Below are 24,429 nucleotides of genomic sequence, written 5' to 3'. Positions count from 1 at the left end.
GCCGACGGTGCGCATGGATTGCTCCACGCGCACCGTCATGCCTGCAGCGATCGGTGATTTCAGGTGCTTATGAGACGATCTTAATTGCACGCTCGGTGATGGCGTCCACCCCCAGTCCGAACTCCGCGTACAGTCGGTCGAACGGCGCGGACGCGCCGAAATGGTCGAGGCCGACCACGTCGCCGTGGCCGGCCACCAGCTCCCACCATGACATCGGGTGTGCGGCCTCGATGGCGAGGCGCGGCACACCGGCCGGCAGCACCGCGGCACGGTACGCCGGGTCGGCCGCACGGAAGATCTCCATCGAGGGAACGCTGACCACGCGCGCTGCCACTCCGCGGCCGGCGAGTGCATCGCGCACCTTGAGTGCCAGGCCGACCTCGCTGCCAGTGGCCATCAGCACGAGCCGCGGCGCGGTGGGTGAATCGGACACCACGTACGCGCCGCGGGCCACGCCCTCCCGGACCGTGTCGGCCGGGAGGCCCAGGAAGGGCAGCTTCTGGCGGGACAGCACGATCGCGGTGGGCCCGGTGCGATGTGCGATCGCGACCCGCCAGCACTCCGCCACCTCGGCGGCGTCGGCGGGCCGCATGACCACCAGGTTCGGGATGGCCCGCAGCGCGGAGAGCTGCTCGATGGGCTGGTGGGTCGGGCCATCCTCGCCCAGCCCGATGGAGTCGTGCGTGAACACGTAGATGCTCCGCACGTGCATCAGTGCGGCGAGGCGGATGGCGGGACGCATGTAGTCGCTGAACACCAGGAACGTGCCCGCGTACGGAATCACGCCACCGTGCAGCGCGAGTCCGTTCATGATGGCGCCCATCGCATGCTCGCGGACGCCGTAGTACACGTAGCGTCCGGCGCGGTTGGTGTCGCTGAACGCCTGGTCACCCTTGCGCAGCGTGAGGTTGGAGCCCGACAGGTCGGCCGAGCCCCCGAGCAGCTCGGGAACGCCGGCCCCGATCGCGTTCAGCACCACGCCGGACGCGGCGCGGCTGGCCACGTTGCCGGTCTCGCTGGTGAAGCTCGGCAGCGCCGCGTCCCAGCCCGCCGGCAGGTCGCCGGCCATGATGCGCAGGAACTCGGCAGCCTTCGCCGGTTCCGCGGCGCGGAAGGCATCGAAGCGCGACGCCCAGTCGGCGTGTGTGGCAGCGCGGCCCGCGACCAGCGAGGCCCAGTGTGCGCGCGCCTCAGCCGGCACGAAGAACGGCTCGTGCGACACCCACCCCAGCGCATCCTTCGACCGGATCACTTCCTCGGCGCCGAGCGGCTCGCCGTGCGCCTTGCTGGTGCCGGCGCGGTTCGGGCTGCCGAATCCGATCACGGTGCGCGTGATGACCATCGACGGCCGGTGCTTCTCGGCCTTGGCGGCGGCGATGGCCGCGTCGATCTCGCCCAGGTCGTTCACGTCGGAGATGTGCAGCACCTGCCAGCCGTAGCTCGCGAAGCGCTGCGCCGCGTCGTCGCTCAGCGAGAGGTCCGTGCTGCCGTCGATCGTGATGCGGTTGTCGTCGTAGAAGCCGATCAGCTTGCCCAGCTTCTGGTGGCCCGCGAAGCTGGCCGCCTCGTGGCTGATCCCCTCCATCAGGCAGCCGTCACCGGCGATGAAGTACGTGTAGTGATCGACGATCGTGTGTGCGCCGGTGTTGGAGATCGCCGCCAGGTGGGCCTCGGCCATCGCCATGCCGACCGCATTCGCCACGCCCTGGCCGAGGGGCCCGGTGGTGGTCTCCACGCCGGCTGTGTGGCCCACTTCCGGATGACCGGGCGTCTTCGATCCCCACTGCCGGAAGTGGATGATGTCGTCCAGCGACAGGTCGTAGCCGCTCAGGTGCAGCGTGGCGTAGAGCGCCATCGAGGCGTGGCCCACCGACAGCACGAAGCGGTCGCGATCGGGCCAGTGCGGCACGGTCGGATCGTGGCGCAGGTGCGCCGTGAAGAGGCGGTACATCAGCGGTGCCAGGGCCATCGGCGTGCCGGGATGTCCCGACTCCGCCTTCTGGACCGCATCCATGGCGAGGGTGCGGATGGTGTTGACGCTGAGCAGGTCGAGCGACGCGGGGGCGACGGTGGCAGTCACGGGGATGGCAGGCGGCGGGGGCGCGGAAAGGGCGGCGTCAGGCGCGCCGCACAGACCCGAAAACTACGCCCGGATCGCAACCCGGGCGCGGCGCGGTGCTTCGAACGGACGAGTTCACGAGTTCAAGGGGACGGGGATCTTGAACGGCCCTGGCGCACGCGCGTTCAAGATCCCCGTCCCCGTGAACGGCCCTGACGCACCCCCCGTTCAAGATCCCCGTCCCCTTGAACGGCGAGCCCTACGCCACCCGGTCCTGCGGCGGCCGGCCCGACAGCCACTGCAGTGCGTTGTCCAGCGCCCGCATCCCCATCGCCGTCCGCGTCTCGATGGTCGCGCTGCCCAGGTGCGGCAGCAGGACGACGTTCTCGAGACCCAGCAGGGCCTGGTTGATCCGTGGCTCGAACTCGTGCACGTCCAGTCCGGCTGCAAACAGCTGTCCGCTCCGCAGCGCCTCGGCCAGGGCCCGTTCGTCCACCAGCGATCCGCGGGCCGTGTTCACGAGGATGCTGCCGGGGCGCATGCGGGCCAGCCGAGCCGCATCGATGAGGTGGTGCGTGTCGGACGTGGCCGGTGCGTGGAGTGACACGATGTCGCTCGTGCCCAGCAACGAGTCCAGCGATTCGGCGCGACCGGGATCGCCGGAGGCGCTTCCGCCACTCCGGCCGATCCATTGGACCCGCATCCCGAACACCCGGGCCCGGTCCGCCACGGCCCGGCCGATGCGGCCGTAGCCGATGATGCCAAGCGTCCGGCCGCGCAGCGTGTGACCGAGGTGGTGCGTGGGGGCCAGGCCATGCCAGCGGCTCGCGCGCACCAGCCGCTCGCCCTCGCCCAGCCGGCGCGCTGCCATCAGCATCAGCGCGATCGCGAGGTCGGCGGTGTCGTCAGTCAGCACATCGGGCGTGTTGGTGACCGCGATGCCGGCGCGGGCGGCGGCGCCAAGGTCGATGTGGTTCACGCCGACGCCCACGTTCGCGATCAGGGTCGCGCGAAAGGGGGCATGCTGGAAGACGGTGTCGTCCAGCGGGTCACCCACGATCGGCACCAGGACGTCGCAGGCGCCCAGTGCACGAATCAACTCGGCGGGAGTCCGTGGCACGTCACCGAGGTTCAGGCTGACGTCGAAGTGTTCCGCGAAGGCCGTCTCCACCGCGTCGGTGTGGCGCCGCGTGAGGTAGGCCGCAGGCCGCTGTCCGTGGGTCGTCACGATCGCCGCTCCGGCACCCGGCTCGCCCTCATCCCCGACATTGCCATGATCGTCTCCTGCAGGGTGACGCCGCCCGTGCGCGACCGTCGCATGCGTGTCAGGCGCGACCTGCTGCGGCACGTGACGCCGCGTGCGTGCGACGTCGCGGTGGCATGGGGGCCGGACGCCATCGTTCCCCACATTACGGCGGCGTACCCATCTCACGCCAGCAGGATCAGGTCGCGGCGCTTGCGACTGGCGTTCCACCGCGGAGTGCCACGGGTGCCAATGCGGCACCGGGCACGGCACCGGCAGTGGCGAACGTCAGCGTGAAGGTGCTGCCCGACCCCTGCACGCTCTCCACGCTGAGGGTGCAGCGCATCTGCTGCGCGATGCCGCGCGACAGGGCCAGCCCGAGCCCCGTGCCACCGTAGCGGGCGTGCGTCTCCTCGTCGCCCTGCTCGAACTTCTCGAAGATGCGCGACTGCCGGTCGAGGGCGATGCCGATGCCGGTGTCGCGCACCAGGATCGCGCTCGCGCGGCCGGTCTCGTGGTTCAGGCGCACCGAGACCAGCACGCTTCCGCGCGCGGTGAACTTCACCGCGTTGCCGATGAGGTGCGTGAGCACCTGGCGCAACCGCGCCGCATCCACCATGGCGATCGCCGGCACGCCCGGCAGCTCGGACTCCAGGAGCATCGGCCGGCCCGACACGCTGTCCCCGAACCCTGCCAGCACGTCGGTCACGATCGGTGCGACATCCGTGTCGGCGAGCATGAGCTCGAGGCCCCCCGACTCGATGTGCGTGAGGTCGAGGATGTCGGTGACGAGCGCCAGGAGCTGTCCGCTGGCACCTTCCACGCGATCGAGCTGGCCGCGATCACGCTCGCTGAGCTGCGACGCCCGGCTGCGTGTCACCAGGCGTGTGAGGCTCACGATGGAGTTCAGCGGAGAGCGCAGCTCGTGGCCCATCCGGCTCAGGAAGAGGGCCTTGGCGCGGTTGGCCACGTCGGCGGCGCGGCGCGCGTCGTCGAGTGCGGCAGCAGCCATGCGCTCGTGCGTCAGGTCGTGCACGTACACCGCCCAGGCGCGCTGCCCCTCGAGCGCCAGCGGCGCGATGGCCACCTCGGCGTGGAAGGCGGGTCGACCGAACAGGCGGACACTGGTGGTGAACCGCGGCGCCAGTCCCGCCTCGCTCACGCGGACCGTGCCCCACGTGTCCACCGTCATGTGCAGCGATTCTGGGGCGAGCATGTCCGACAGGACGCTGCCGACCAGCGCCTCGTGCGTCCGCCCGAACATGCGTGCCGCCGCCGCATTGGCACTGATCACGCGTCCACCGCCGTCCACTGCGAACACCGCCCCGAACACGGTGTCGATCAGCGCGCGCGTGCGGGCCGACTCGGCGGCGAGCTGCGTGATCGTCCGGTGCACGCGCTGGCGTGCCGCCGTCACCGCACGTTCCAGCGGCACGAGCACGTGGTCGGGCGGACTGATCGCGACGGGCTGGTCACCGGGATCGTCGAGGGGATCCCCCAGTCGCGACACCGCGTCCCGCAGCCGTGTCACGCGGCGTGCCGCGAGCGCTTCCAACACCGCGCCGGTGGCGAGTCCCGCGAACCCCGCCGCCGCCGCCACGCCGGCCAGCGTGAGCCAGGCCACCCGCGATGCACCCGGATCGCCGGCCAGGTGCGTTCCGAGCGTCCGCGCACCGAGCGTCACCGCCCCACCCCCGATCGCCAGTGTGGCGGTCAGGGCGATCCATCGAAGGGGCTGTCGGCTGGGTGAGTCCACGGGACGCGCGAAGCGCGGGCGCGTCCGGCCGCGTTTCCTGTCGTGCGGTGCCGGGCGCGTCTCCGCTGGTTCCGTGGCAGTGTCGGCAGCAGACGGGCAACCCCACCATGCTCCTGTCGTCAGCCGGCGGCCAGCACCCTCGCGAAGACGTCACGGTCGACATTGCCGCCGCAGAGGACCACGGCGATCTCCGCCGCCAGTGCCCCGGTCTCGCGCAGTGCCGCGGCCAGCGCGGCGGCACCGGCACCCTCCGCCACGTTGTGCGTGTCGGAGAACAGGTGGCGCATGGCGGCCTCCACCTCGTCGTCGGAGACCTCCACCACACGCGCCAGACCGGTCGACAACACCGCGAACGCCTCCGGGGACGGCGTCCGCACCGCCATCCCGTCGGCAATTCGCGTAGTGGCCGGCGCCGACTGCAGCACACCTGTGGCGAGCGACCGGGCATAGGCCGGCGCCATCGTGGAGGTCACGCCGACCACCTCACACGAAAGGCCGAGTGCGTCCCGCGCCGCGATCACGCCGCAGGCCCCGGAACCGAGGCCGATCGGCACGTACACCGTGCGCACCTGTGGTGCTGCCCGGAACAGCTCCATCGCGTAGGTCCCCACGCCCGCCACGAGGTGCGAGTGGAAGCTCGGCACACGGTGCCAGCCCCGCTCGACGGCAAGGCGATCGGCCAGCTCGACGCTCTCCTGGAAGTCGTCACCACCGACGATCAGCTCCACCCCCTGCGCGCGCATCGCGGCGTTCTTCTCCGCACTGTTGCCATGCGGCACCACCACGCAGGCCTGAACCCCGGTGCGGGCGGCGGCATAGCCGATCGACTGTCCATGATTGCCGCGGGTGGCGGTGACCACCCCATGAGTTCCGGGCTGCGTCCGGCGGAGCCAGTCGAAGTACACGAGGCCACCGCGCACCTTGAACGCCCCGACGGGCGTGTGGTTCTCGTGCTTGACCCAGCACCGGGTGCCGAGCCGCGCCTCGAGCAGCGGCCACCGGTACTGCGGCGTCGGTTGAAATGCAGCCCCGACGAGCTCGGCGGCGGCATCGAGGGCGGCGAGGTCAGGGAGTGCGGCGGTCATGGCGATCGGAGTCCGTTGGGAAAGCGGTGGTGCCGGCCGGCATCACCGCGGCACGCGCCGTGGACGCGGCTGGCATGGAGGCCCGGAGCGGCGGGTTCATTCCGGCTGCGACCCGGGCCAGAGCGTATCGATCTTCCGCGTGCTCGCCAGCAAGGCTCTCGCGGTTCCGGCGCTCAGCATGAGCAGACTGAGCGACCCGCGCGTGACGGCGACACGACCCCGTGACACGGCGGCGATCGGATCGGTCTCGCCCTCCATGATCTCGCGCCAGGTCTCGAGGCTCGCGGAAAGGACGAAGGGGGCCGTGACGTCGTCGGGGCGAAGTGCGGCAGCGGCGGTGCAGGTGCCGGCTTCGAGATCCACCTGGACCGCGACGCCGTCCGGGCGCGCCGCGTGGGCGGTGACGATGAGCGCGACCGGATTGGTCCATTTCCGGCCGGCCTCGCGGAAGGCCTCGTCGCTGTTCACGGCGTCACGGAGCGCGTCAGCCCAGGCGGGCGAAAAGGCCGGGATCGGCATGCGGTCAGTCGGTGATCGAGATCGGTGGCGGACTCGGCGCGTCGGGGTCAGCTGACGCGCCCGTCGCCTTGGGCCGGAGCGAGCGCATCACGGTACTGCCCGCCACCAGCGCCCCGACCACGATGTAGAGGTAGATGGTGTAGAAGCGCCACCAGACGAGCGAGGCACCGAAGATCTCGGCCGGTATCACGTTGCCGAGTGTCTGCTTGAAGACCAGTTCGACCGCGCCACCGCCGCCGGGGGCGGGGACGACGGCGGCGCCGTACTGCATGGCCAGCGGCCAGGCGACCAGCGGTGCGACGGGCGTGGCCGGTGCGACGAAGAGCACGAGTCCGGGCAGGATGCAGAGTCGTGCGGCGACGTGGAGGGCGGATGCGACGAACGACCCGAACATCCAGCCGCGCCTGGCGTTGCGGACTGCGTCGACACTGCCTCGAAGCTGTCGCAATGCTTTCTGGATCGCGCGCCAGCGACCGGCGTTCAAGCCGATCTTCGGCGCCCATTTCGGTGGTGGGCCGTTGGCGTTCCGGCGCGACAGTGCCACCCCGAGCATCGAGATCGCCAGCACCGTGATCGCATAACTCGCGATCACCAGCACTACGCTCGAGACCGCTCGATCGGTCCCCGGGAACAGCAGCGCGATCAGCAGCGCGATCGTCAGCAGCGACAGCACCTCGAGCACGATCTCGGCCCACAGCACCATCACGATTCCGGCCAGCGGCGTCTTCGCCTCGGCCATGATCAGGAACCGCGCCGGTTCGGCACCCGACCGTGACGGGGTGACCGAGGCGCCGAAGTCACCCCCCAGGCAGGTGCGGAACGCCGTCCCGAGCGTGAGCGGGATGTCCAGCGCCCGGGCGCTCCAGGTGAGCTTGAAGGCCCGCAGCGTGACCTCGGCCGCGGCGCCGCAGAACGCCACCAGGTGTGCGAGCAAAGGCAGCGACAGGCGCCCATGTCCCGCTGGCCAGCTCGACCATACCACCCATGCCGATGCTCCCAGCGCAGCAGCGAACGAGAGGATCGTGAGGAGCCAGCGCTTGGGTGTCACTGCAGCACGGTCGAAGCCAACGGTCAGGGAGGGAAGTCGAAGAAGGTAAGCCGGAATGGCGATACCGACGAGGACGACGTCCCGAACGGACGACGCCCGCCCCCGGGCCGGGGACGGGCGTCGCGTCGCGCGTGGACTCTGTCCCCAACGCCCGTCTCCGACTCAGAGTCACGCGCGGGCCAACGCCCGTCTCGGACTCAGAGTCACGGGTGGCCGGCGGGGACAGAGTCGCAGCGCCACGGAGACGGAGATCTCGAGCCGCCCGAGATCCCCGCACCGCTCACTTCGGATCCAGCATCTTCCGGATCTGGTCGCGGGCATCCTCCAGGTGCGCCCGCGTGGCACGATCACCCGCCCGCGGCGCGGCCGTCGCCAGTTCACGCGACAGGTCGATCATCTCCGCGCGCAGCAGGCCGCGGAAATCCGCCAGCGCCCGCAGCGACGGTCCCGCCGCACCGAAGGCCGCCAGCAGCGGGTTCGGGGGCGGCGGATTGATCTTCGCGGCCATCGCCTCGAGGTAGGTCCGCTGCAACCGCCGGCGATACGCGTCGATCGGCCGGCCGGCGTAGATCTCGCTCCAGAGGCCACGACGAAGGTCCGACAGCATCGACGGCAGCGTGTAGCGGTCCGCGATGTCCGGCGACGCATCCAGTTCGATCATGCGGACCATGCGGTCGTTGCTCACCACGCCCGCCAGCACCGAGGCCTGGGCGTTGCCGATGCGATCGATGCTGCCCGATGCCTCGAGCTTCCGGAGCACCGACGGATCCAGCAGCCAGGTCGGCGTCGCGAAGGCATTCTCCTGCAGGAACTTCATCGCCGCACGCTGACGGATGCCGGGAACGGGCTCGAACACGTCACCCTTCTGGCCCGTGGCCTTCGCCTGCCGGTTCACGCCGCCGATGATGCGCGTGACGTGCCCGAGCTCCGTGCGCCACTGGCCGATGATGCCGTTGTACAGCTCCGCCACGTCGCTGTAGTCCTCGCCCGGCACCGACGAGCCGATGCGCTCCACCATCGGCGCCAGCCGCTTCAGGTTGCGGATGCCGTACCCGGTGGCACGCACCGCGTCAGCATCACCGACCGCCTCGTTCGTCTCGCCCGGGTCGGCACCGCCGATGCCGCGGTCATCGGCGCTCCGGAACCACGGGATCGAGTCCTGCATCCGGGCCCATGCATCGAGCGTCGGCTTCTCCGCATCGGCCGTGCGCGCGCCGGGGATCGGCGAGTAGCCCCACTTCACCGCGAAGGTGTCGTAGGTGCCCACGCGCGGCACGAGGTCCGCCAGCGCGATGTTGTCCTCGGGCTGCGCCACGTAGTTGAATCGCGCGTAGTCCATGATGCTGGGCGAGTGGCCCATCCGCTTCACGAAGGCCGCGCTGCGGATGCTGTCGAGCGGGTACATCGAGCTGGCCTTCATGTTGTGCGGGAAGCCGAGCGTGTGCCCCACCTCATGTGCGACCACGAACTGGATAAGGCGCCCCATCAGCGAGTCGGGGAACTGCACGGCCTGCGCGCGCGGGTCCAGGTGCCCCACCTGCGAGAAGTACCAGGTGCGCTGCAGCGACATGATGTTGTGGTACATCTGCACGTCGGCGTCGAGGATCTCGCCGGTGCGCGGGTCCACCGTGCTCGGTCCCACCGCGTTCTGCACCGGCGTGGGCAGCCAGCGCACCATCGACACGCTCGCATCCTCGCCGCTGAACTCCGGGTCGGCCGGCGCATCCTTCGCCACGATCGCATTCCGGAAGCCGGCGGCCTCGAACGCCACCTGCCACTCCTCGATGCCCTTCTTCACCCACGGCTGCAGCCAGAGCGGCGTGGCCGGGTCCACGTAATACGTGATCGGCTTCACCGGCTCGCTGATCGCCGCCGACGGGTCCTTCTTCACCAGGCGCCAGCGGTTGATGTACACCCGATCCGGCACCCGCTGCTGCGACGACCCGAAGTCCTGCGCCGTCTGCCGGAACCAGATCACCCGCTCGTCCCACAGGCGCGGCGGCATCGGATCATCCGGCAGCTTCACGATCGAGAAGTGGTACAGCTCCGTGGTCGCACCGGCGGGCCCGCCGCCGAAGCCGGGCGGGAGTGCCTGCGGTGCCGCCTGCACCGTGAAGGTCTGCGACGCCTCCACCTCGACGTTGCCGGTGAACGACACCGCGCGCTCGATGAACGACCGCGTCGGGTCCACCGCCACGCGCTGGCCAAGGGCCGTGAGCTCCTGCACGCCTCCGGTGAACATGCGCGTCACGTCGATCACGGCGGCGCTGTCGGCGCCATACGCCTCGATGTTGAACGCCGCGATGATCGGGTAGTACTGGATGATCGGCATCGCACGGTTGATCCGGTTCGTGCTGTCGGTCGACACGTTCCGGTAGTTCACCGCGCGCACGATGATCCGGTGCTCCTTCCGCTCGAAGCGCAGCAGCGCGTTGCTGCCGATGGTGCCGCGGATGCCGATGCCGGCCGGCGTGCCCTTGAGCGTGGACACCAGCATCATGTCCTTGCCGAGTTCCTTCGCGGGGATCTCGAAGAAGAGCCGGCTGCGCAGCAGGTGCGTGCTGAAGAGGCCCTTCCGGGTGCGTGCCTGCGGGGTGATCACGCTGCCGTAGGGGCGCGGATTGGGCTCGCCTGCCACTGGCGGCTGCGCGCCGCCACCGGGTGCGCCGTTCGGGGCACCCCCCGCCGTCGGGGTCCCGGGGCCGGGCTGCCCCGCAGCGGGGGCGCCGGTGCGGGTGACGGGTGCCGGCACCGGGGCCGGAGCAGGCTTCTGCGTGGCGCAGGCCGCAAGGCTCGCCAGCACCGCGGCGGTGACGCCGCGGGCGGAGATCGACATGAGACGGGACATGAAACAGGGGCTGCGGATGAGGGCAACGCGTCGGGACGACGCAGCCGAACGTTACGCTGAAGCGTGCACGAGTGCTGGACTTCTGTGCACGATCCCGCTGACGCGGCGGCCGGGGCGAGTCTTCCGCTCCCAGCGCACGATGCCCCGACGTCGTTCCCGGCCTGACATGCGCCACCCCGTCCGCACGCCGCCCGTCGCGGCACCGGGCGAGGCGCGCCTCACACCATCGGGATTTCCGCCGCCATCCCCATCGCGTGGTAGCCGCGATCGACATACACCGTCGTCGCATTGATCCCGGTCGCCATGTCGCTCGCCAGGAAGGCGGCGGTGAAGCCGACATCCTCCGCGCTCAACTCCCCCGGAATCGGCGTGTTGACGGCACAGTACGCCACGAAGCGCTCGATCACGCCGATCGCCGTCGCAGCCCGCGACGCCAGTGGACCGGCCGAAATGGTGTTCACGCGCACGCCCCACTTCCGGCCCGCCTCGAAAGCCAGCAGCCGGGTGTCGGACTCGAGCCCGGCCTTCGCGCTGGACATGCCGCCCCCGTAGCCGGGAATCGCGCGCTCGCTCGCCATGTACGTCAGCGAGTTGAACGAGCCCCCCTCGCGCATCACCGGGCCGAACCGCTGCACCATGCTCACCATGGAGTACGAGCTGGCGCTGATCGCGTCGAGATAGCCCCGCCGCGACACCTCCAGCAGCGGCTTGCGCACCTCGGGGCCGTTGGCCAGCGAGTGCATCACGATGTCCAGCGGCTTGTCGCCGAAGTCCGCGACACACCGGTTCACCAACCCCTGGATGCTGAAGTCACCCAGCTCCTTGTAGCGCTTGCTCTCCCGGATGTCCTCCGGCGCATCCTCGAGCGTGTCGTACATCGCGTCGAGGGGATAGATGCGCTCGAACTCCATCAGTGACCCGTCTGGCATGCGGCGCGAATCGTCGAGCTTTCCTCGTTCGATCAGGTTGAGGAAGATGTTCAGCGCCGGCGGCCAGGTCGCGACGCACACGGTCGCGCCCGCCATGGCCATCGCCTTTGCGATCGCGAATCCGAAGCCGTTGTCGTCAGCCACGCCTGCCACGAGCGCGCGCTTGCCTGAAAGGTTGATGGGCAGCATGCCCGGAACCTAAGGGAGCGACGGCGTCCCTCGCAGCCTCGACGCCCGTTCGTGGTCCGTCACGAGGCCGGGATTCACGATGCCGCCCGGCGCAGGCGATCCCGGACGGCATCCCAGACCGGCGTGTCGGGCACCGCCTCGACCACGATGGCAACCACCCCCAGTGCATCCAGGTCATGCAGCGCCGCGAACAGCGCGCTGGCATACGCCTCCGCCCGTCCCGGCATGGCACGCACCTCGACATCCTCCCGGAACGGCAGGCCGAAGTCGGTCCAGGTCACGACGCCAATCCGCGCACCATCGCGACGGAGGGAGTCCACCGTGGTCGCGAGTGCCACCGCGTCGCCGGCCGCCACCATCCGCAGCGGAGCGCGCGGGGCATAATGCCGGTCGAGCGAGCCGGGGGACCGACGTGGCGCGTCGGCCGGACCGACCGCCACCCCGCGCTGCACCCGCACGCCCAGCACGGCCTCGAGTGCGGCCACCGACACCCCGCCCGGCCGCAACAGCATGGGATGATCGTCGCTCAGGTCGATCACCGTGCTCTCGATCCCCACCGCGCAGGGCCCGCCATCCAGCACGATCCCGTCCACATCCGCCAGCCCGCGCAACACATGGAGCGCACTGGTGGGTGACAACTGGTTGCTCTTGTTGGCGCTCGGCGCCGCGACCGGAACCCGCGCGGCCCGCAGCAGCGCCAGCGCGATCGGATGCGCCGGCACCCGCACCCCCACCAGCGGCAGTCCGGCCGTCACGTTGTCGGGTATCGTCGGCGCCTTCGGCAGCACGATCGTCAGCGGTCCCGGCCAGAAGGCCGCGGCGAGTTTCGCGGCGCTTTCGGGCCAGGCGCTCACGACTCGCTGCGCCGCCTCGGTGTGCGGCACGTGCACGATCAGTGGGTTGTACCCGGGGCGTCCCTTGGCCCGATAGATCCCTGCAACGGCCTCGGCATCAAGGGCATTGGCGCCCAGTCCGTACACCGTTTCCGTCGGGAAGGCGACCAGTTCCCCTATCCGCAGCCGCGCGGCGGCATCGGCAATGATCGACGGATCGGGTGCGGCTGGATCGACTGACTGCAATCGCATACGGGGGACACTCCAAGGGCGCATCGTCGCGCTGACGAGCTCGACCTTTGCAAGGGTCGAACCATCATTCAACGTAGCAGGACGGACCAGCCCCCTGTGCCCGACGCGTGCCTGACGTCGCACATGCGCCGTGGGTTCGTCGCGCGGGGATGACTATTCTGCTGTCTCCGCAACGGCTCACCACCAGCTTCCCCCCACCCGTGGCTCATTTCGCCGGTACCAGAAAGCTCGCGTTCGCCATCCGTACATCGAAGATCCAGGGCAAGGGTGCCTTCGCCACGCGGCGCATCCCGAAGGGGCACCGCATCATCGAGTACCTCGGCGAGTGCATCGACGAAGCCGAATCCGACATCCGCTACCCGGATGACGAGATGGGTCGCCATCACACCTTCCTGTTCTCCATCGGTGATGGCACGCGGGTGCTGGATGCCGGCCCGATCGAATGGCCCGCCAAGTACATCAACCATTCGTGCGACCCGAACTGCGAGGCGATCGAGGAGGAGGACGGCCGCGTCTTCATCTCGGCACTGCGCAACATCCCGAAGGGCGCCGAGTTGAGCTACGACTACGCATACGAGCGCACGGCGGAGCATACCGAGGCGGACGAGAAGTTGTACGTCTGCCGGTGCGGCTCCGCGAAGTGTCGCGGCACGATCATGGCGCCGCCGAAGCCGAAGAAGAAGAAGAAGAAGGGCGCCGGGAAGAAGGAGAAGAAGTCGAAGAAGTCGAAGCAGGAGAAGCAGGCGGAGCAGGCGGAGAAGAAGTCGAAACGCGCAAGACGGCACGACACGCCGACGCCGGAGCAGGGAAGGAAGACTCGCGCGGAATGAGCACCCGGCCCGCGTCTCCGTCGCGCACGACGGCGCAGGTGCTGAGCCTGGCATGTGCCATCGCGATGCCGGGAGTGAGCGATGCGCTGGCGGCGCAGGATCGAGCACCACACTCGCAGGTGTTCATCGCGCCGCCGCACCCGGTGGGTGCCCGACGCTTCCTGTCTGCGCCGCCCTCGTCAGCCGCGCAGGCGGCGCCGGGCGCCTTCTCGGTCGGACTGCGCCACGGGGACGTGCTCAAGCTCGGTGGCATGGCGGCGGGCGCCCTGCTCATCGCCACGGCCGACCGGCGCGGCGACGCCTGGGCACGCCGCCCGGGAGTGCAGGACGACGCCACCCTCCGCAGACTCTCCCGGGCAGGTGACCTGACGGGAACCTGGGTCGCCACGGGTATCGGGCCGACACTCTGGCTCCTGGGACGAGCGCGAGGGGACTCAGGCACCGCCGTGATGGGCCTGCGCACCACCGAGGCGGTCGCCGCGAGTGGCGCCGTCATTTCGGCCATCAAGCTCCTCGCCGGCCGCACTCGCCCGTACGCGAGCCCGGATCACAGCCCGGCCCACTGGGACTTCCTCGGCGGACTCAACAGTGACAGTACCCGGAGCTTCGCGTCTGGCCACTCGGCCCTCGCCGCCGCCGCCGCCGCCACCCTGGCGGTGGAATGGCGCCGGCAGGGACGGTCCGGGTGGAAAACCGTCGGTCCCCCACTGGTCTATGCGCTCGCCGCAATGACCGCGGGCAGCCGCGTCCGCGACCGCAAGCACTGGCTCTCCGACGTGGTCTCAGGCTCCGCCATCGGAATGCTCGGCGCCATATCCGTTCGGCGCTGGCACGACGCACACCCTGGCAATCGGCTGGATCGTGCGCTTTTGTCGCGTTGACGACGGGATGATGGCTTATGGCTGACGGTATCTTCGTGATTGCCGACCTGTTCGGACCCGAAGCAGACCGGATAGCCGCCATCCAACGCGAGCTCGACCCCAAGTTCGCGGCGCTCTTCCGGCCGCACGTCACGCTGGCAGGATCGAGCGGGGTCGGGGTGCTCGCGTCTGGCACTCCGGTTTCCGAGATCGAAGTGGCGTTGTCGCGTGTCGGGGCAGCGGTGGCGCCGCTGGATTTCACCTTCGGGGCGCCGGAGCGCTTTCCCGCCACGAACATCATCATGCTGCCGCTGCCGGTGCATGGCCCGGTGCGCTGGCTGCACGACGCCATCGCCACCTGCGGGCTGCCCTTCGCGGCCCCGAAGTTTGCGTTCACGCCGCACTGCACCGTGCACTTCTTCCGCACCATGACCGACGCGGCGTGGGCGCGCGCGCGCCGCTTCCGCGTGCGGGCTCCGATCTGGGTCGAGCGCATCCAGGCCTACGAGACGCGCGACCCGCAGCCGGCGCGGCTGCTTTGTGAGATCACCCTGCGCGGCCAATCCGCGTGATCGCAGGTCGTGTGTGATGCGGCGCTGCGCGCTGACGCACACTGCGCACTCTCGTTGGTAGTGGTATTCCAGAATCAACAAATGGACGCCGGTGTCCCGACCTCACACACGTGTCGGCATTTCGTTGACAGACGCGCGAGCACGGCCCACTCTCATGATGGCCGCGTGGCGCCCCGAACCGTCGACTGACGATTCAGGGCGCTTCAGTTTCCGGCCGCTCAATCCATTTGTGGAGGAGGTTCCGTGGGTCTCATCCGTCGGGGAGCCACCGTTCTGGCGCTATTGGCGCTGGCGGGGGGCGAGCTGTACGCGCAGCGGCGCATCAGTGGCAAGGTGACAGAGGAAGGGGCGGGCCAGCCGCTCGGCAACGTCAGCGTGACTGTGACCGGCTCGTCGGTGGGTACCTACACCAATGATGCCGGTGCATTCACCCTGACCGTGCCGAACGGCGCGATCTCGCTGCGGGTCCGCCGCATCGGGTACCAGCTCAGGACCGTCCTGGTGCAGGGATCGCAGAGCACGGTGGACGTAGCGCTCAAGAAGGACGTGCTGCAGCTCGAGGGTGTGACGGTCACCAGCCAGACGACCGTGGTGGAGCGGAAGAATGCCGCGACCGCCGTGTCGCAGGTGACGTCCGAGCAGCTCTCGCGCGTGCCGGCGCAGCAGATCGACCAGGCGCTGCAGGGCAAGGTCGTGGGTGCCAACATCAACCTGAACTCGGGCATCCCGGGTGGCGGCGCCCAGATCCAGATCCGTGGCAACACATCGATGTTCGGCAGCGGCCAGCCGCTGTTCGTGATCGACGGGGTGCTGATGTCGAACGACGCCATCTCGACCGGTCGTAACGCGATCACGCAGGCGTCGGGCGGCCTCGCCGTCGTGACGTCGTCGCAGGACGCCCCGTCGAACCGCCTCGCCGACCTCAACCCGAACGACGTCGAGAGCATCGAAGTCCTGAAGGGTGCGGCGGCCTCGGCGCTCTACGGCTCCCGTGCCACCAACGGCGTGGTGCTGATCACCACCAAGAAGGGCCGCTCCGGCGCCCCACGTTTCAACATCACGCAGCGTTTCGGCGGCTCGTCGCTGCTGCGCCAGACCGGCACGCGCCAGTTCACGGACACGGCCACGGCTTTCGCTGTCGCGGCGAACCTCAACCCCGCCTCGGTGGCTGACGTGCGTGCGGCCACGATCGCGAACGGCGGCGTGGTACCGTTCTACGACTACCAGAAGGACCTCTACGGCCGCCAGGCGCTGGCCTACGAGACAGTGGTGTCGATCGACGGTGGCAATGACAACACGCGCTATCGCGCCGCCATCACGAACTCGAACAACCCCGGCATTGCCGTCAACACCGGGGCGCGTCGGCAGGCGGTCCGCATGAACCTGGACCAGAACATCACCTCGCGCATCACGGCCAACGTCGGCGTCGGTGTGTCGCGCTTTGCCAGCGATCGCGGCCTGGACGGCAACGACAACACGAACACCAGCCCCCTCTATGCACTGGCCTACACGCCGGCGCTGGTGGACCTGCGCATGCGGGCTGACGGCACGTTCCCCGAGAACCCGTTCCCGGGCGGCGGCGGATCCGGTGGCTCCAACCCGTTCCAGACGTTCCAGCACCTGAAGAACAGCGAGAACACGTATCGCATGCAGTCGAATGCGCGCGTGGACTATCAGGTCCTCGCGACCGACCTGCAGCAGTTGCGCTTCTCCGCAGTCGGCGGCATCGACCGCTTCGACACCGACGGCCAGATCCTCTCCCCCGGGTTCCTGCAGTACGAGCCCCGCGACAACCTGCTCGGCACGGCCGTCCAGTCGCAGGCGCTGAGCCGCCAGTGGAATGCCACGGTCAGCGGGTCGTACACGATCAACCCGTCGTCGCTGCCGTTCTCGGCCACGACGGTGGTCGGGGCAACCCGTGAGAACCAGCAGTTGAACGTCTTCCGCCTGCAGTCTCGTGGCCTGACGCCGGGTGTCACGACCGTGGGTGGTGGTGTGGTCGCGACCAACCAGACCCGCCAGCAGTTCAAGGACCAGGCGCTCTACCTCCAGCAGGACGTGCTGGCGTTCGACGAGCGGCTGTTCCTCTCGGCCGGCATCCGTGCCGACCGCTCGAGTGCGTTCGGTGACCCGAAGGCGTGGCAGACGTACCAGAAGTACCAGGCCTCGTACCGCCTCGTGAACGCGCTGCCGCGCGTGGACGAGCTGAAGCTGCGTGGTGCCATCGGCGAGTCGGGCAACCGGCCAAGCTTCGGCGACCGTGACCAGCTGCTCGGCGGCAACGGCCAGATCGCCGGCATCAACGGCTTCGGCCCGGCCACGACGCAGGGCAACCCGGACATCAAGCCGGAGCGCATGCGCGAGATCGAGTTCGGCTTCGATGGCAAGCTGTTCGGCGGCCGCCTCGGCCTGGAGTACACGCACTTCAACCGCAAGATCAGCGACGCCCTCCTCCCGCTGGCCGTGGCGCCGACCCTCGGCTTCGGCTCGTACCTGGGCAACGGCGTGCAGATGCGCAACGTCGGCAACGAGGTGGCGGTCGACGTGAGCGTGCTGCAGCAGAAGGATCTCGGCTGGACCAGCCGCGTGACCTACTTCAACGTGAAGGAACGGGTCGAGGTGCTGCCGGTGCCGCGCTTCTTCCTGCCCAACTCCGGTTTCGGTGCCGCATTCGGCCGGTCGCGCGTTGGCGTGGGCCTCCCGACCAGCAACCTGTGGGGCCGCAAGATGGTCTACCAGCCGGTGCTGAGCAGCACGGGTGCCCGCATCCCGAATGCCTCGGGTGCCGACTCCGTGACGCTGCAGCGAGTGGACACGCTGCTCGCGAACGCGACGCCGAAGTTCCAGATGTCGTTCTTCAACAACTTCACCGTCGGCCGCTTCGGCCTGAACATCCAGGTGGACTACCGCAAGGGCGGGTTCCTCTCCAACCTGACGCAGGCGAACTACGACGACGCCCAGACGGCGCGTGACCACGATGCCCCGTCGCCGTGCCGCGGCTTCGTGGCCCCGACCAACCCGACGGTCGGCACCAGCACCCGCTGCCTGCTGCCCGGTGGCGCGATTGCCGGTGGTGACACCAACTCGACGATGGGACAGTATCGCGGCGCCTACCTCGGTGCCGGCATCGCCGACGCGTACGTGCAGGATGGCTCGTTCGTGAAGCTGCGCGAAGTGACGCTGTCGTACTCGATGCCGGCCTCGATGTCGCACCGCCTCTTCGGCAGCCGCGCCAACGACGTCCGCCTCAGCTTCACGGGCCGCAACCTGTTCACGTCCACGCCGTACTGGGGCGCTGATCCCGAGGTGAACAACTTCGGCAACCAGCCGGTCCGCTTCGCCGTCGACCTGGCCCCGTTCCCGCCGAGCCGCACGTTCTTCTTCAACATCGATGTGGGGTTCTAAGGCGATGACCGCCAACTCAACACGGTTCCGGGGCCTCTCCAAGGCCATGCGTCGTCTCTCGTCCCTCGTCGCTGCGGCCGCCCTGGCCGCCTGCAGCGCCGAGACGGTCCTCAACCCCAATGCGCCCACGATCTCGGGTGTCGATGCCGACGTGCGCGCCGCAGTGCAGATCCGCGCCAGCGGGGCCATGGCCGCGCAGCGTGGCAACATCGCGGCCTACGTCAGCGCCGTAGGAATCCTGGGTCGCGAGTCGTTCAACTACACGCCGACCGAGGCGCGCAACACCACCGAGTTCCTCCGCACGGCGGCACTCACCAACGCGAGCTTCGTGGCGGGTGGCCAGTGGGCCGGCCGGTATTCCAGCATGCTCGGCCTGAAGCAGCTGGCCGAGCTGGTGGATGCCACCGCGGGCAACACCCTCACGCCGACCGAGCGCTCGGCGGTGAAGGGTTTTGCCAACACGCTGTGGGCGCTGGACATGTACTACGTGATCGCGACGCGTGACTCGCTCGGGGCACCGACGGACATCATCGCCGTCCGTGACTCGGCCGCGGCGTTCCAGACGCGCGACTCGGTCTACCGCTTCATCCTCGGCAAGCTGAACGAGGCGAAGACGCAGCTCCAGGGTGGTGGTGGTGCCTTTCCGTTCGTGCTGACCGGCGGCTTCGCCGGCCTCAACACGCCGTCGACCTTCCTGAAGCTGAACCGCGCCATCTTCGCGCGGGTCTCGGTGATCTCGGGAAGCCTGAAGGGCACGGCAGGTGCGGCGGACTACACGGCCGCGCTCACGGCGCTGACGGAGTCGTTCCTCGACACTTCGGCACCGATGTCGCTGGGCGCGTACTACGTGTACAGCACGGCCACGGGCGATGCGCTGAACGGCCTGAGCCCGACCGTCTCGGCCGACCAGCTCCTGCACCCGTCGCTCGAGGCGGATGCCGCGACCGAGCTGCGTGTGGACGGGTCACCCGACCTGCGCTACTCGGCCAAGGTGAACAAGCTGGCCACGGCCCGCACTGCCCCGCAGTCCGCGGGCATCGCGACCACGCTGCAGAACAAGATCTATCCGACGAACACCACGTCGGTGCCGATGATCCGCAACGAGGAGCTGATCCTGCTCCGCGCCGAGGCGAACCTTGGCCTCGGGAACCTCGGGCCGGCGCTGGATGACATCAACCTCATTCGCGCCACGTCTGGCGGTCTGGCGGCCTCGCCGCTGACGGCCACCAGCGGCTCCAACGCGATCCTCACCGAGCTCCTGCGCCAGCGTCGCCTGTCGCTGTTGCTCGAGGGACACCGCTGGGTGGACGTGCGGCGTCACAACCGCATGAACACGCTGCCGCTGGACCAGACGTCGCACATCTACCTCAACGCGTTCCCGGTTCCGACGGCGGAATGCGATGCGCGCACGCTGGTGATCCGCCGGATCGGCGCGAGTGCGAATACCCCGTACACGGGACTGGCGGCGCCGAGCTGCCCGGCCGTGACGATCTGAGCCTGACCGGACGGTCGCGCGACGCCTGGCGTCGCACGGCCCGTCCTGCATGACAGAAGGCCCGGGCGCGATACTGCGCCCGGGCCTTCTGCATTCACCGTGGTGTGCGTGCCGTGCCCGCCAGGGCCAGTCACACGCGCTGCTACAGCGCCTTGCGAATGGCGGTCGTGAGGTCCTGCGAGCCGCCACTGCCGGTGTACACCACCTTGCCGCTGCGATCGATCACCACCACGTAGCTCGTGGCCGGCACGTCGTACGCGTCCACGGCGGTGCCATGGCGGTCATACAGCATCTCGAGCCCGAGGGAGTGGCGCTGCATGTAGCGGCGGACTCGCTCAGGCGTCTGGTTGGCGCTCACGGCGACGCCCACGAACTTCACCTGGCGCCCGAAGGTGCGTGCGGCACTGATCATGGTCGGCTCCAGTGCCTTGCAGTTCTCGCACCAGCTGGCCCAGAACTCCAGCACCACGGGCGTCCTGCCGATCCACTGCGACAGCTGCGCCGGCCGGCCGGAGAGCGTCTCCAGCATGGCGTTCGGGGCGACGTTCCCGACGGGAATGCCGGCCTCCTGCGCCCCCGCCCACGCCGGCACCACCATTGCTGCCACCATCGCGGCGCGCTTCACCATTCTCAGGGACATCACGTCATCTCATGTTCAAGGATGAATGCTTCGATCGTCACATGCGAACTGCTTGAACGCGGAGACGCAAAGCAGGGCGCGAAGGATGCAAGGAACTGCCGCGCTGCGCATGGAGCGGCGCTTCGTGCGCGCACGACCAACCGTTCGTTGGGGAACGGCAACAACACACTGCAACCGCTGCTGACCGTGTTGTTGCAGTTGGTGTTCCCCCAGGAAACGTCACTCGACCAGCCACCCACCAGCGTTCCGCGCGCAGTGCCACCTTGCGCGCTTTCCGTGCCCCTTCGCGCCTTCGCCTCAAAGCTGTTCAGGATCTCCAAGACTAGAACAGGAGCTTGCCCATCTCGACCAGATAGTACTCCGCCACACCGATCATGAGCACTGCAAAGACACGCTTCACCCACAACATCCAGGCGCCGCTGCGCGGGAGGCGGGAGGTGGCGCCGGCGGTGAGGCCGACGACCACCAGCAGCGTGCACATGCCGAGCGAGAACACGAACAGGTAGATGAAGCCCAGGACCGCGCTCTTCGTCGTGGCCACCCAGGTCAGGACGCTGGCCATGACCGGCGCGCCACAGGGTGCGGCGACGAGTCCTGACATCGCCCCCATCACGAACGCCCCCGCCGAGCCGCCGGAACTGCCGGCACTCGTCGCCCTGGCAAGCAGCCACGCCGGCAGCCGGATCGGCAGCACGTCGAGCATGCTCAGTGCCGCCAGCAGCAGCACGTTCGCCATGGCGAAATAGAGCCACGGGTTGGTGCTGATCTCGCCGAACATGCTGCCGGAGAGACCGGCAAGCAGCCCGAGGAGGGAGTACACCAGAGCGAGGCCGATGACGTAGGCCAGCGTCAGGCGCAGGGTGCGTCCCCGCGTCGCGCCGCCCGGGCCGGCCTGGGCCCCGCCGACGATCGCGGCGGTGATCGGGATCATCGGGTAGATGCAGGGCGTCAGCGACGTGAGGACGCCCGCCGCGAACACGAGGGGAACGGCGGTCCACGGCGAGGACCCCAGTTGAGCAGGAAGATCGGAGAAGTTCACGCGCCGGCGCGGGGCTGGGAGGGGGGCATCGGGGGCAGGACTCCCCGCAATCAATGGCCGGTGTGCCGGAATGGCTCCCGGCCGGCCGGGACGGCGGGCACGGTTCGTGGCTGGTCGGCCGCGCTAACTTAGGGGATCATGGCCGCGCGCCTCCACGGCGCTGACGCCCAAGGCCCTCCCCGCATTCCGAAGAGACCCGTGGCTCCACAGTTCATCTACGTCATGAAGGGCCTGAAGAAGGTGGTCCAGCCTTCGAAGGTCATCCTCGACGACATCTGGCTGTCGTTCTATCCGGGCGCCAAGATCGGCGTGCTCGGCGGCAACGGCGCGGGCAAGAGCTCGCTGCTGCGGATCATGGCGGGGGTCGACACCGAGTTCCAGGGTGAGGCGTGGGCCCACAAGGGCACCCGCATCGGCTACCTGCCGCAGGAGCCCCAGCTCGACCCGACGCTGGACGTGCGCGGCAACGTGGAGCTGGCGGTGAAGGACCAGCGCGCCCTGCTGGACCGGTTCAACGAGATCAGCATGGCCTTCGGCGAGCCGATGGACGATGCCGCGATGGACAAGCTGCTGGCCGAGCAGGCGAAGGTGCAGGAGCAGATCGATTCGCTCGACCTCTGGAACCTGGACAACAAGGTCGAGATCGCGATGGATGCACTGCGCTGCCCGCCGCCGGATGCGGACGTGTCGGTGCTGTCCGGCGGTGAGCGCCGCCGCGTTGCGCTGTGTCGCGTGCTGCTGGAGCAGCCGGACATGCTGCTGCTGGACGAGCCCACGAACCACCTCGATGCCGAGAGCGTGGCGTGGCTGGAGCGGTACCTGGCGGAGTTCCCGGGGACGGTCGTGGCGATCACGCACGACCGCTACTTCCTGGACAACGTGGCCCAGTGGATCCTCGAGCTCGATCGCGGCAAGGGCATCCCGTGGGAGGGCAACTACACCGGCTGGCTGGAGCAGAAGGCCACCCGGCTGAAGCAGGAGGAGAAGAAGGAGAGCGAGAAGCAGAAGACGCTCGAGCGCGAGCTCGAGTGGGTGCGCATGGCACCGAAGGCGCGGCAGGCGAAGAACAAGGCACGTCTGCAGGCGTACGAGGAGCTGGCGGGTGAGCAGGGCCAGGAGCGCGCGATGAAGCACGAGATCGTGATCCCGCCGGCGCCACGCCTCGGTGCGGACGTGGTGATCGCCAAGAACCTGAAGAAGGGGTATGGCGACGTGCTGCTGTACGACCAGCTCTCGTTCGACCTGCCGCGGGCCGGCATCGTGGGCATCATCGGCCCGAACGGCGCCGGCAAGACCACGCTGTTCCGCATGATCACGGGCACCGAGACGCCGGATGGCGGGTCTCTGGTGCTGGGATCGACGGTCCAGGTGGCATACGGCGACCAGACCCGCACGCTCGATGGTGCGCGCACGGTGTGGGAGGAGGTCAGCGGCCGGCGGGAGATGATCCCGGTGGGGAACCGCGAGATCAACTCGCGCGCGTATGTGAGCGGCTTCAACTTCCGTGGCGCCGACCAGCAGAAGCTCGTGGCGAACCTCTCCGGTGGTGAGCGCAACCGGCTCTTCCTGGCGAAGACGCTGATGAGTGGTGGCAACCTGCTGCTGCTCGACGAGCCGACGAACGACCTCGATGTGGACACGCTCCGCGCGCTCGAGGATGCGCTGCTGGACTTCAGCGGCTGCGCCGTGGTGATCAGCCACGATCGCTGGTTCCTGGACCGGATCGCGACGCACATCCTGGCCTTCGAGGGTGACTCGGAGACCGTCTGGTTCGAGGGCAACTACCAGGCCTACATCGAGGACCTGAAGCGCCGGAAGGGTGCGGATGCCGACCAGCCGCACCGGGTGCGCTACAAGAAGCTCACACGGGCGTAGCGGCCCCGGTTGGACTGCGATTGTGGAGGATGACTAAGTTTGCGCGATCACCGATGACCGTCACGATTCCTGGAGCCTGCATGCGCACCATCCGCCTTGCCTCGCTGTTGACCGCCGCCGTCCTGCTTTCGGCCTGCGAAAAGACCGGCGACAGCCCGGGCAAGGGTGACACCGCGGTGCCATACGGCGGGGCCGGTGCGAACGGCTCGATCGGCAGCACGCCGGGCTACCTGAACGCGGCCGGTGCCGACAAGGCGCCGGCGGCAGCAGTGCCGACCGGTGCTCCGGCGGCCGCGGGTGCCGCAGCCCTCACCGGGCTGGCACTGCCCGGCGGCGCGACGATCCAGGTGTCGGCATCCGGCATCGAGACGCAGCTCGTGGGCTTCATCACGGATGCCGCCAAGCCGGTGGACAAGACGACCTGGTTCGAGTTCGACCGCCTGCTGTTCCAGACCGGGTCGGCCGTGCTCGAGCCCTCGTCCTCGGCCCAGCTCTCGAACATCGCCGCGATCATGAAGGCCTTCCCTTCGGTGAAGCTGAAGATCGGCGGCTACACCGACAATGTCGGCGACAGCAAGAAGAACCTCACGTTGTCGTCCGACCGGGCCAAGGCGGCGATGGCGGCCATCGTCGCGGCAGGCATCGACGCTGGCCGCCTCGAGGCCGAAGGGTACGGCGACACGGTTCCGCTCGCTGACAACTCGACGGAAGCGGGCCGTGCCAAGAATCGCCGCACCGCAGCCCGCGTCACGGCCAAGTGACTCCCGGCACCGGCTGGTGCGGACTCACGTCTGGAAGCAGCGAGGCCGACACTGCAGGTTGCGCGAACTCGCCGAATGCGGTTTGTTCGATGGGTGATGGGGTGTAGGTCAATGGCAGACCGTCCGGCTGTTAACCGGAAAGTTGCAGGTTCGAGTCCTGCCGCCCCAGTGTGCTGAACGCTGAACGGCCG

18 protein-coding genes and 1 tRNA gene are annotated in these 24,429 nt (G+C 69.0%); 8 read left to right on the top strand and 11 right to left on the bottom strand.

The features are described 5' to 3' along the window. Positions 1-67: 67 nt before the first annotated feature. The 9 genes from tkt to IT355_04255 form a co-directional block, all read right to left on the bottom strand. Entirely contained in the window at positions 68-2,014 is a 1,947-nt protein-coding gene (gene tkt, locus IT355_04295) for a transketolase (GenBank protein MCC7052463.1), read from the bottom strand. Positions 2,015-2,318: 304 nt separating this feature from the next. Then, entirely contained in the window at positions 2,319-3,287 is a 969-nt protein-coding gene (locus tag IT355_04290) for a D-glycerate dehydrogenase (protein MCC7052462.1), read from the bottom strand. Positions 3,288-3,501: 214 nt separating this feature from the next. Next, complete coding sequence (locus tag IT355_04285) at positions 3,502-5,058, bottom strand: PAS domain S-box protein (GenBank protein MCC7052461.1); 1,557 nt, start codon at positions 5,056-5,058, stop codon at positions 3,502-3,504. A gap of 119 nt (positions 5,059-5,177) precedes the next feature. Further along, positions 5,178-6,143, bottom strand: coding sequence for a threonine dehydratase (locus IT355_04280; protein MCC7052460.1), 966 nt, complete (start codon positions 6,141-6,143; stop codon positions 5,178-5,180). Between the two features lie 96 nt (positions 6,144-6,239). Beyond that, complete coding sequence (locus IT355_04275; protein ID MCC7052459.1) at positions 6,240-6,662, bottom strand: SCP2 sterol-binding domain-containing protein; 423 nt, start codon at positions 6,660-6,662, stop codon at positions 6,240-6,242. 4 nt (positions 6,663-6,666) lie between these two features. After that, positions 6,667-7,710: a flippase-like domain-containing protein gene (locus IT355_04270; GenBank protein MCC7052458.1), complete on the bottom strand. Its 1,044-nt coding sequence runs from the start codon at positions 7,708-7,710 to the stop codon at positions 6,667-6,669. A 280-nt stretch (positions 7,711-7,990) separates the two neighbouring features. After that, positions 7,991-10,546 (bottom strand): zinc-dependent metalloprotease, encoded by a 2,556-nt coding sequence (locus IT355_04265; GenBank protein ID MCC7052457.1) that lies wholly within the window; start codon positions 10,544-10,546, stop codon positions 7,991-7,993. Positions 10,547-10,776: 230 nt separating this feature from the next. Further along, positions 10,777-11,676: an enoyl-[acyl-carrier-protein] reductase gene (locus tag IT355_04260; GenBank protein MCC7052456.1), complete on the bottom strand. Its 900-nt coding sequence runs from the start codon at positions 11,674-11,676 to the stop codon at positions 10,777-10,779. Positions 11,677-11,750: 74 nt separating this feature from the next. Then, positions 11,751-12,761 (bottom strand): threonylcarbamoyl-AMP synthase, encoded by a 1,011-nt coding sequence (locus tag IT355_04255; protein MCC7052455.1) that lies wholly within the window; start codon positions 12,759-12,761, stop codon positions 11,751-11,753. Between the two features lie 239 nt (positions 12,762-13,000). Here IT355_04255 and IT355_04250 point away from each other — a divergent pair, with 239 nt between their 5' ends. The 5 genes from IT355_04250 (at position 13,001) to IT355_04230 (ending at position 19,923) form a co-directional block, all read left to right on the top strand. Further along, complete coding sequence (locus IT355_04250; GenBank protein MCC7052454.1) at positions 13,001-13,591, top strand: SET domain-containing protein-lysine N-methyltransferase; 591 nt, start codon at positions 13,001-13,003, stop codon at positions 13,589-13,591. After that, the gene (locus IT355_04245) at positions 13,588-14,472 is read left to right on the top strand and encodes a phosphatase PAP2 family protein (protein MCC7052453.1); all 885 of its coding nucleotides are present in this window, start codon (positions 13,588-13,590) and stop codon (positions 14,470-14,472) included. Before IT355_04250 ends, IT355_04245 begins: the two co-directional genes overlap by 4 nt. Positions 14,473-14,507: 35 nt before the next feature. Continuing rightward, the gene (locus tag IT355_04240; GenBank protein ID MCC7052452.1) at positions 14,508-15,023 is read left to right on the top strand and encodes a 2'-5' RNA ligase family protein; all 516 of its coding nucleotides are present in this window, start codon (positions 14,508-14,510) and stop codon (positions 15,021-15,023) included. A gap of 243 nt (positions 15,024-15,266) precedes the next feature. Next, positions 15,267-18,428, top strand: coding sequence for a SusC/RagA family TonB-linked outer membrane protein (locus IT355_04235; GenBank protein ID MCC7052451.1), 3,162 nt, complete (start codon positions 15,267-15,269; stop codon positions 18,426-18,428). Positions 18,429-18,474: 46 nt separating this feature from the next. Continuing rightward, on the top strand, positions 18,475-19,923 hold the full coding sequence (locus IT355_04230; protein ID MCC7052450.1) for a RagB/SusD family nutrient uptake outer membrane protein: 1,449 nt from the start codon (positions 18,475-18,477) through the stop codon (positions 19,921-19,923). Between the two features lie 142 nt (positions 19,924-20,065). On the opposite strand, the gene IT355_04225 is transcribed toward IT355_04230, so the two are convergent. Together IT355_04225 and IT355_04220 are read right to left on the bottom strand one after the other, a co-directional pair. After that, positions 20,066-20,563 (bottom strand): TlpA family protein disulfide reductase, encoded by a 498-nt coding sequence (locus tag IT355_04225; GenBank protein MCC7052449.1) that lies wholly within the window; start codon positions 20,561-20,563, stop codon positions 20,066-20,068. Positions 20,564-20,885: 322 nt separating this feature from the next. Next, complete coding sequence (locus IT355_04220) at positions 20,886-21,602, bottom strand: sulfite exporter TauE/SafE family protein (GenBank protein MCC7052448.1); 717 nt, start codon at positions 21,600-21,602, stop codon at positions 20,886-20,888. Positions 21,603-21,740: 138 nt separating this feature from the next. Between IT355_04220 and ettA the strand changes: the two genes are divergently transcribed. The 3 genes from ettA to IT355_04205 all read left to right on the top strand — a co-directional run bounded on the left by ettA (position 21,741) and on the right by IT355_04205 (position 24,407). Further along, positions 21,741-23,477 (top strand): energy-dependent translational throttle protein EttA, encoded by a 1,737-nt coding sequence (gene ettA, locus IT355_04215; protein ID MCC7052447.1) that lies wholly within the window; start codon positions 21,741-21,743, stop codon positions 23,475-23,477. Positions 23,478-23,557: 80 nt separating this feature from the next. Next, the gene (locus IT355_04210) at positions 23,558-24,238 is read left to right on the top strand and encodes an OmpA family protein (GenBank protein MCC7052446.1); all 681 of its coding nucleotides are present in this window, start codon (positions 23,558-23,560) and stop codon (positions 24,236-24,238) included. Positions 24,239-24,335: 97 nt separating this feature from the next. Next, positions 24,336-24,407, top strand: a tRNA-Asn gene (locus tag IT355_04205). The last annotated feature ends 22 nt before the right edge of the window (positions 24,408-24,429 follow it).

This window comes from Gemmatimonadaceae bacterium (genome assembly GCA_020851035.1).
GTDB lineage: Bacteria > Gemmatimonadota > Gemmatimonadetes > Gemmatimonadales > Gemmatimonadaceae > JACMLX01.
The sequence above is the reverse complement of the archived record's forward strand: the minus strand, read 5'-3'. Positions and strand labels throughout refer to the sequence as shown.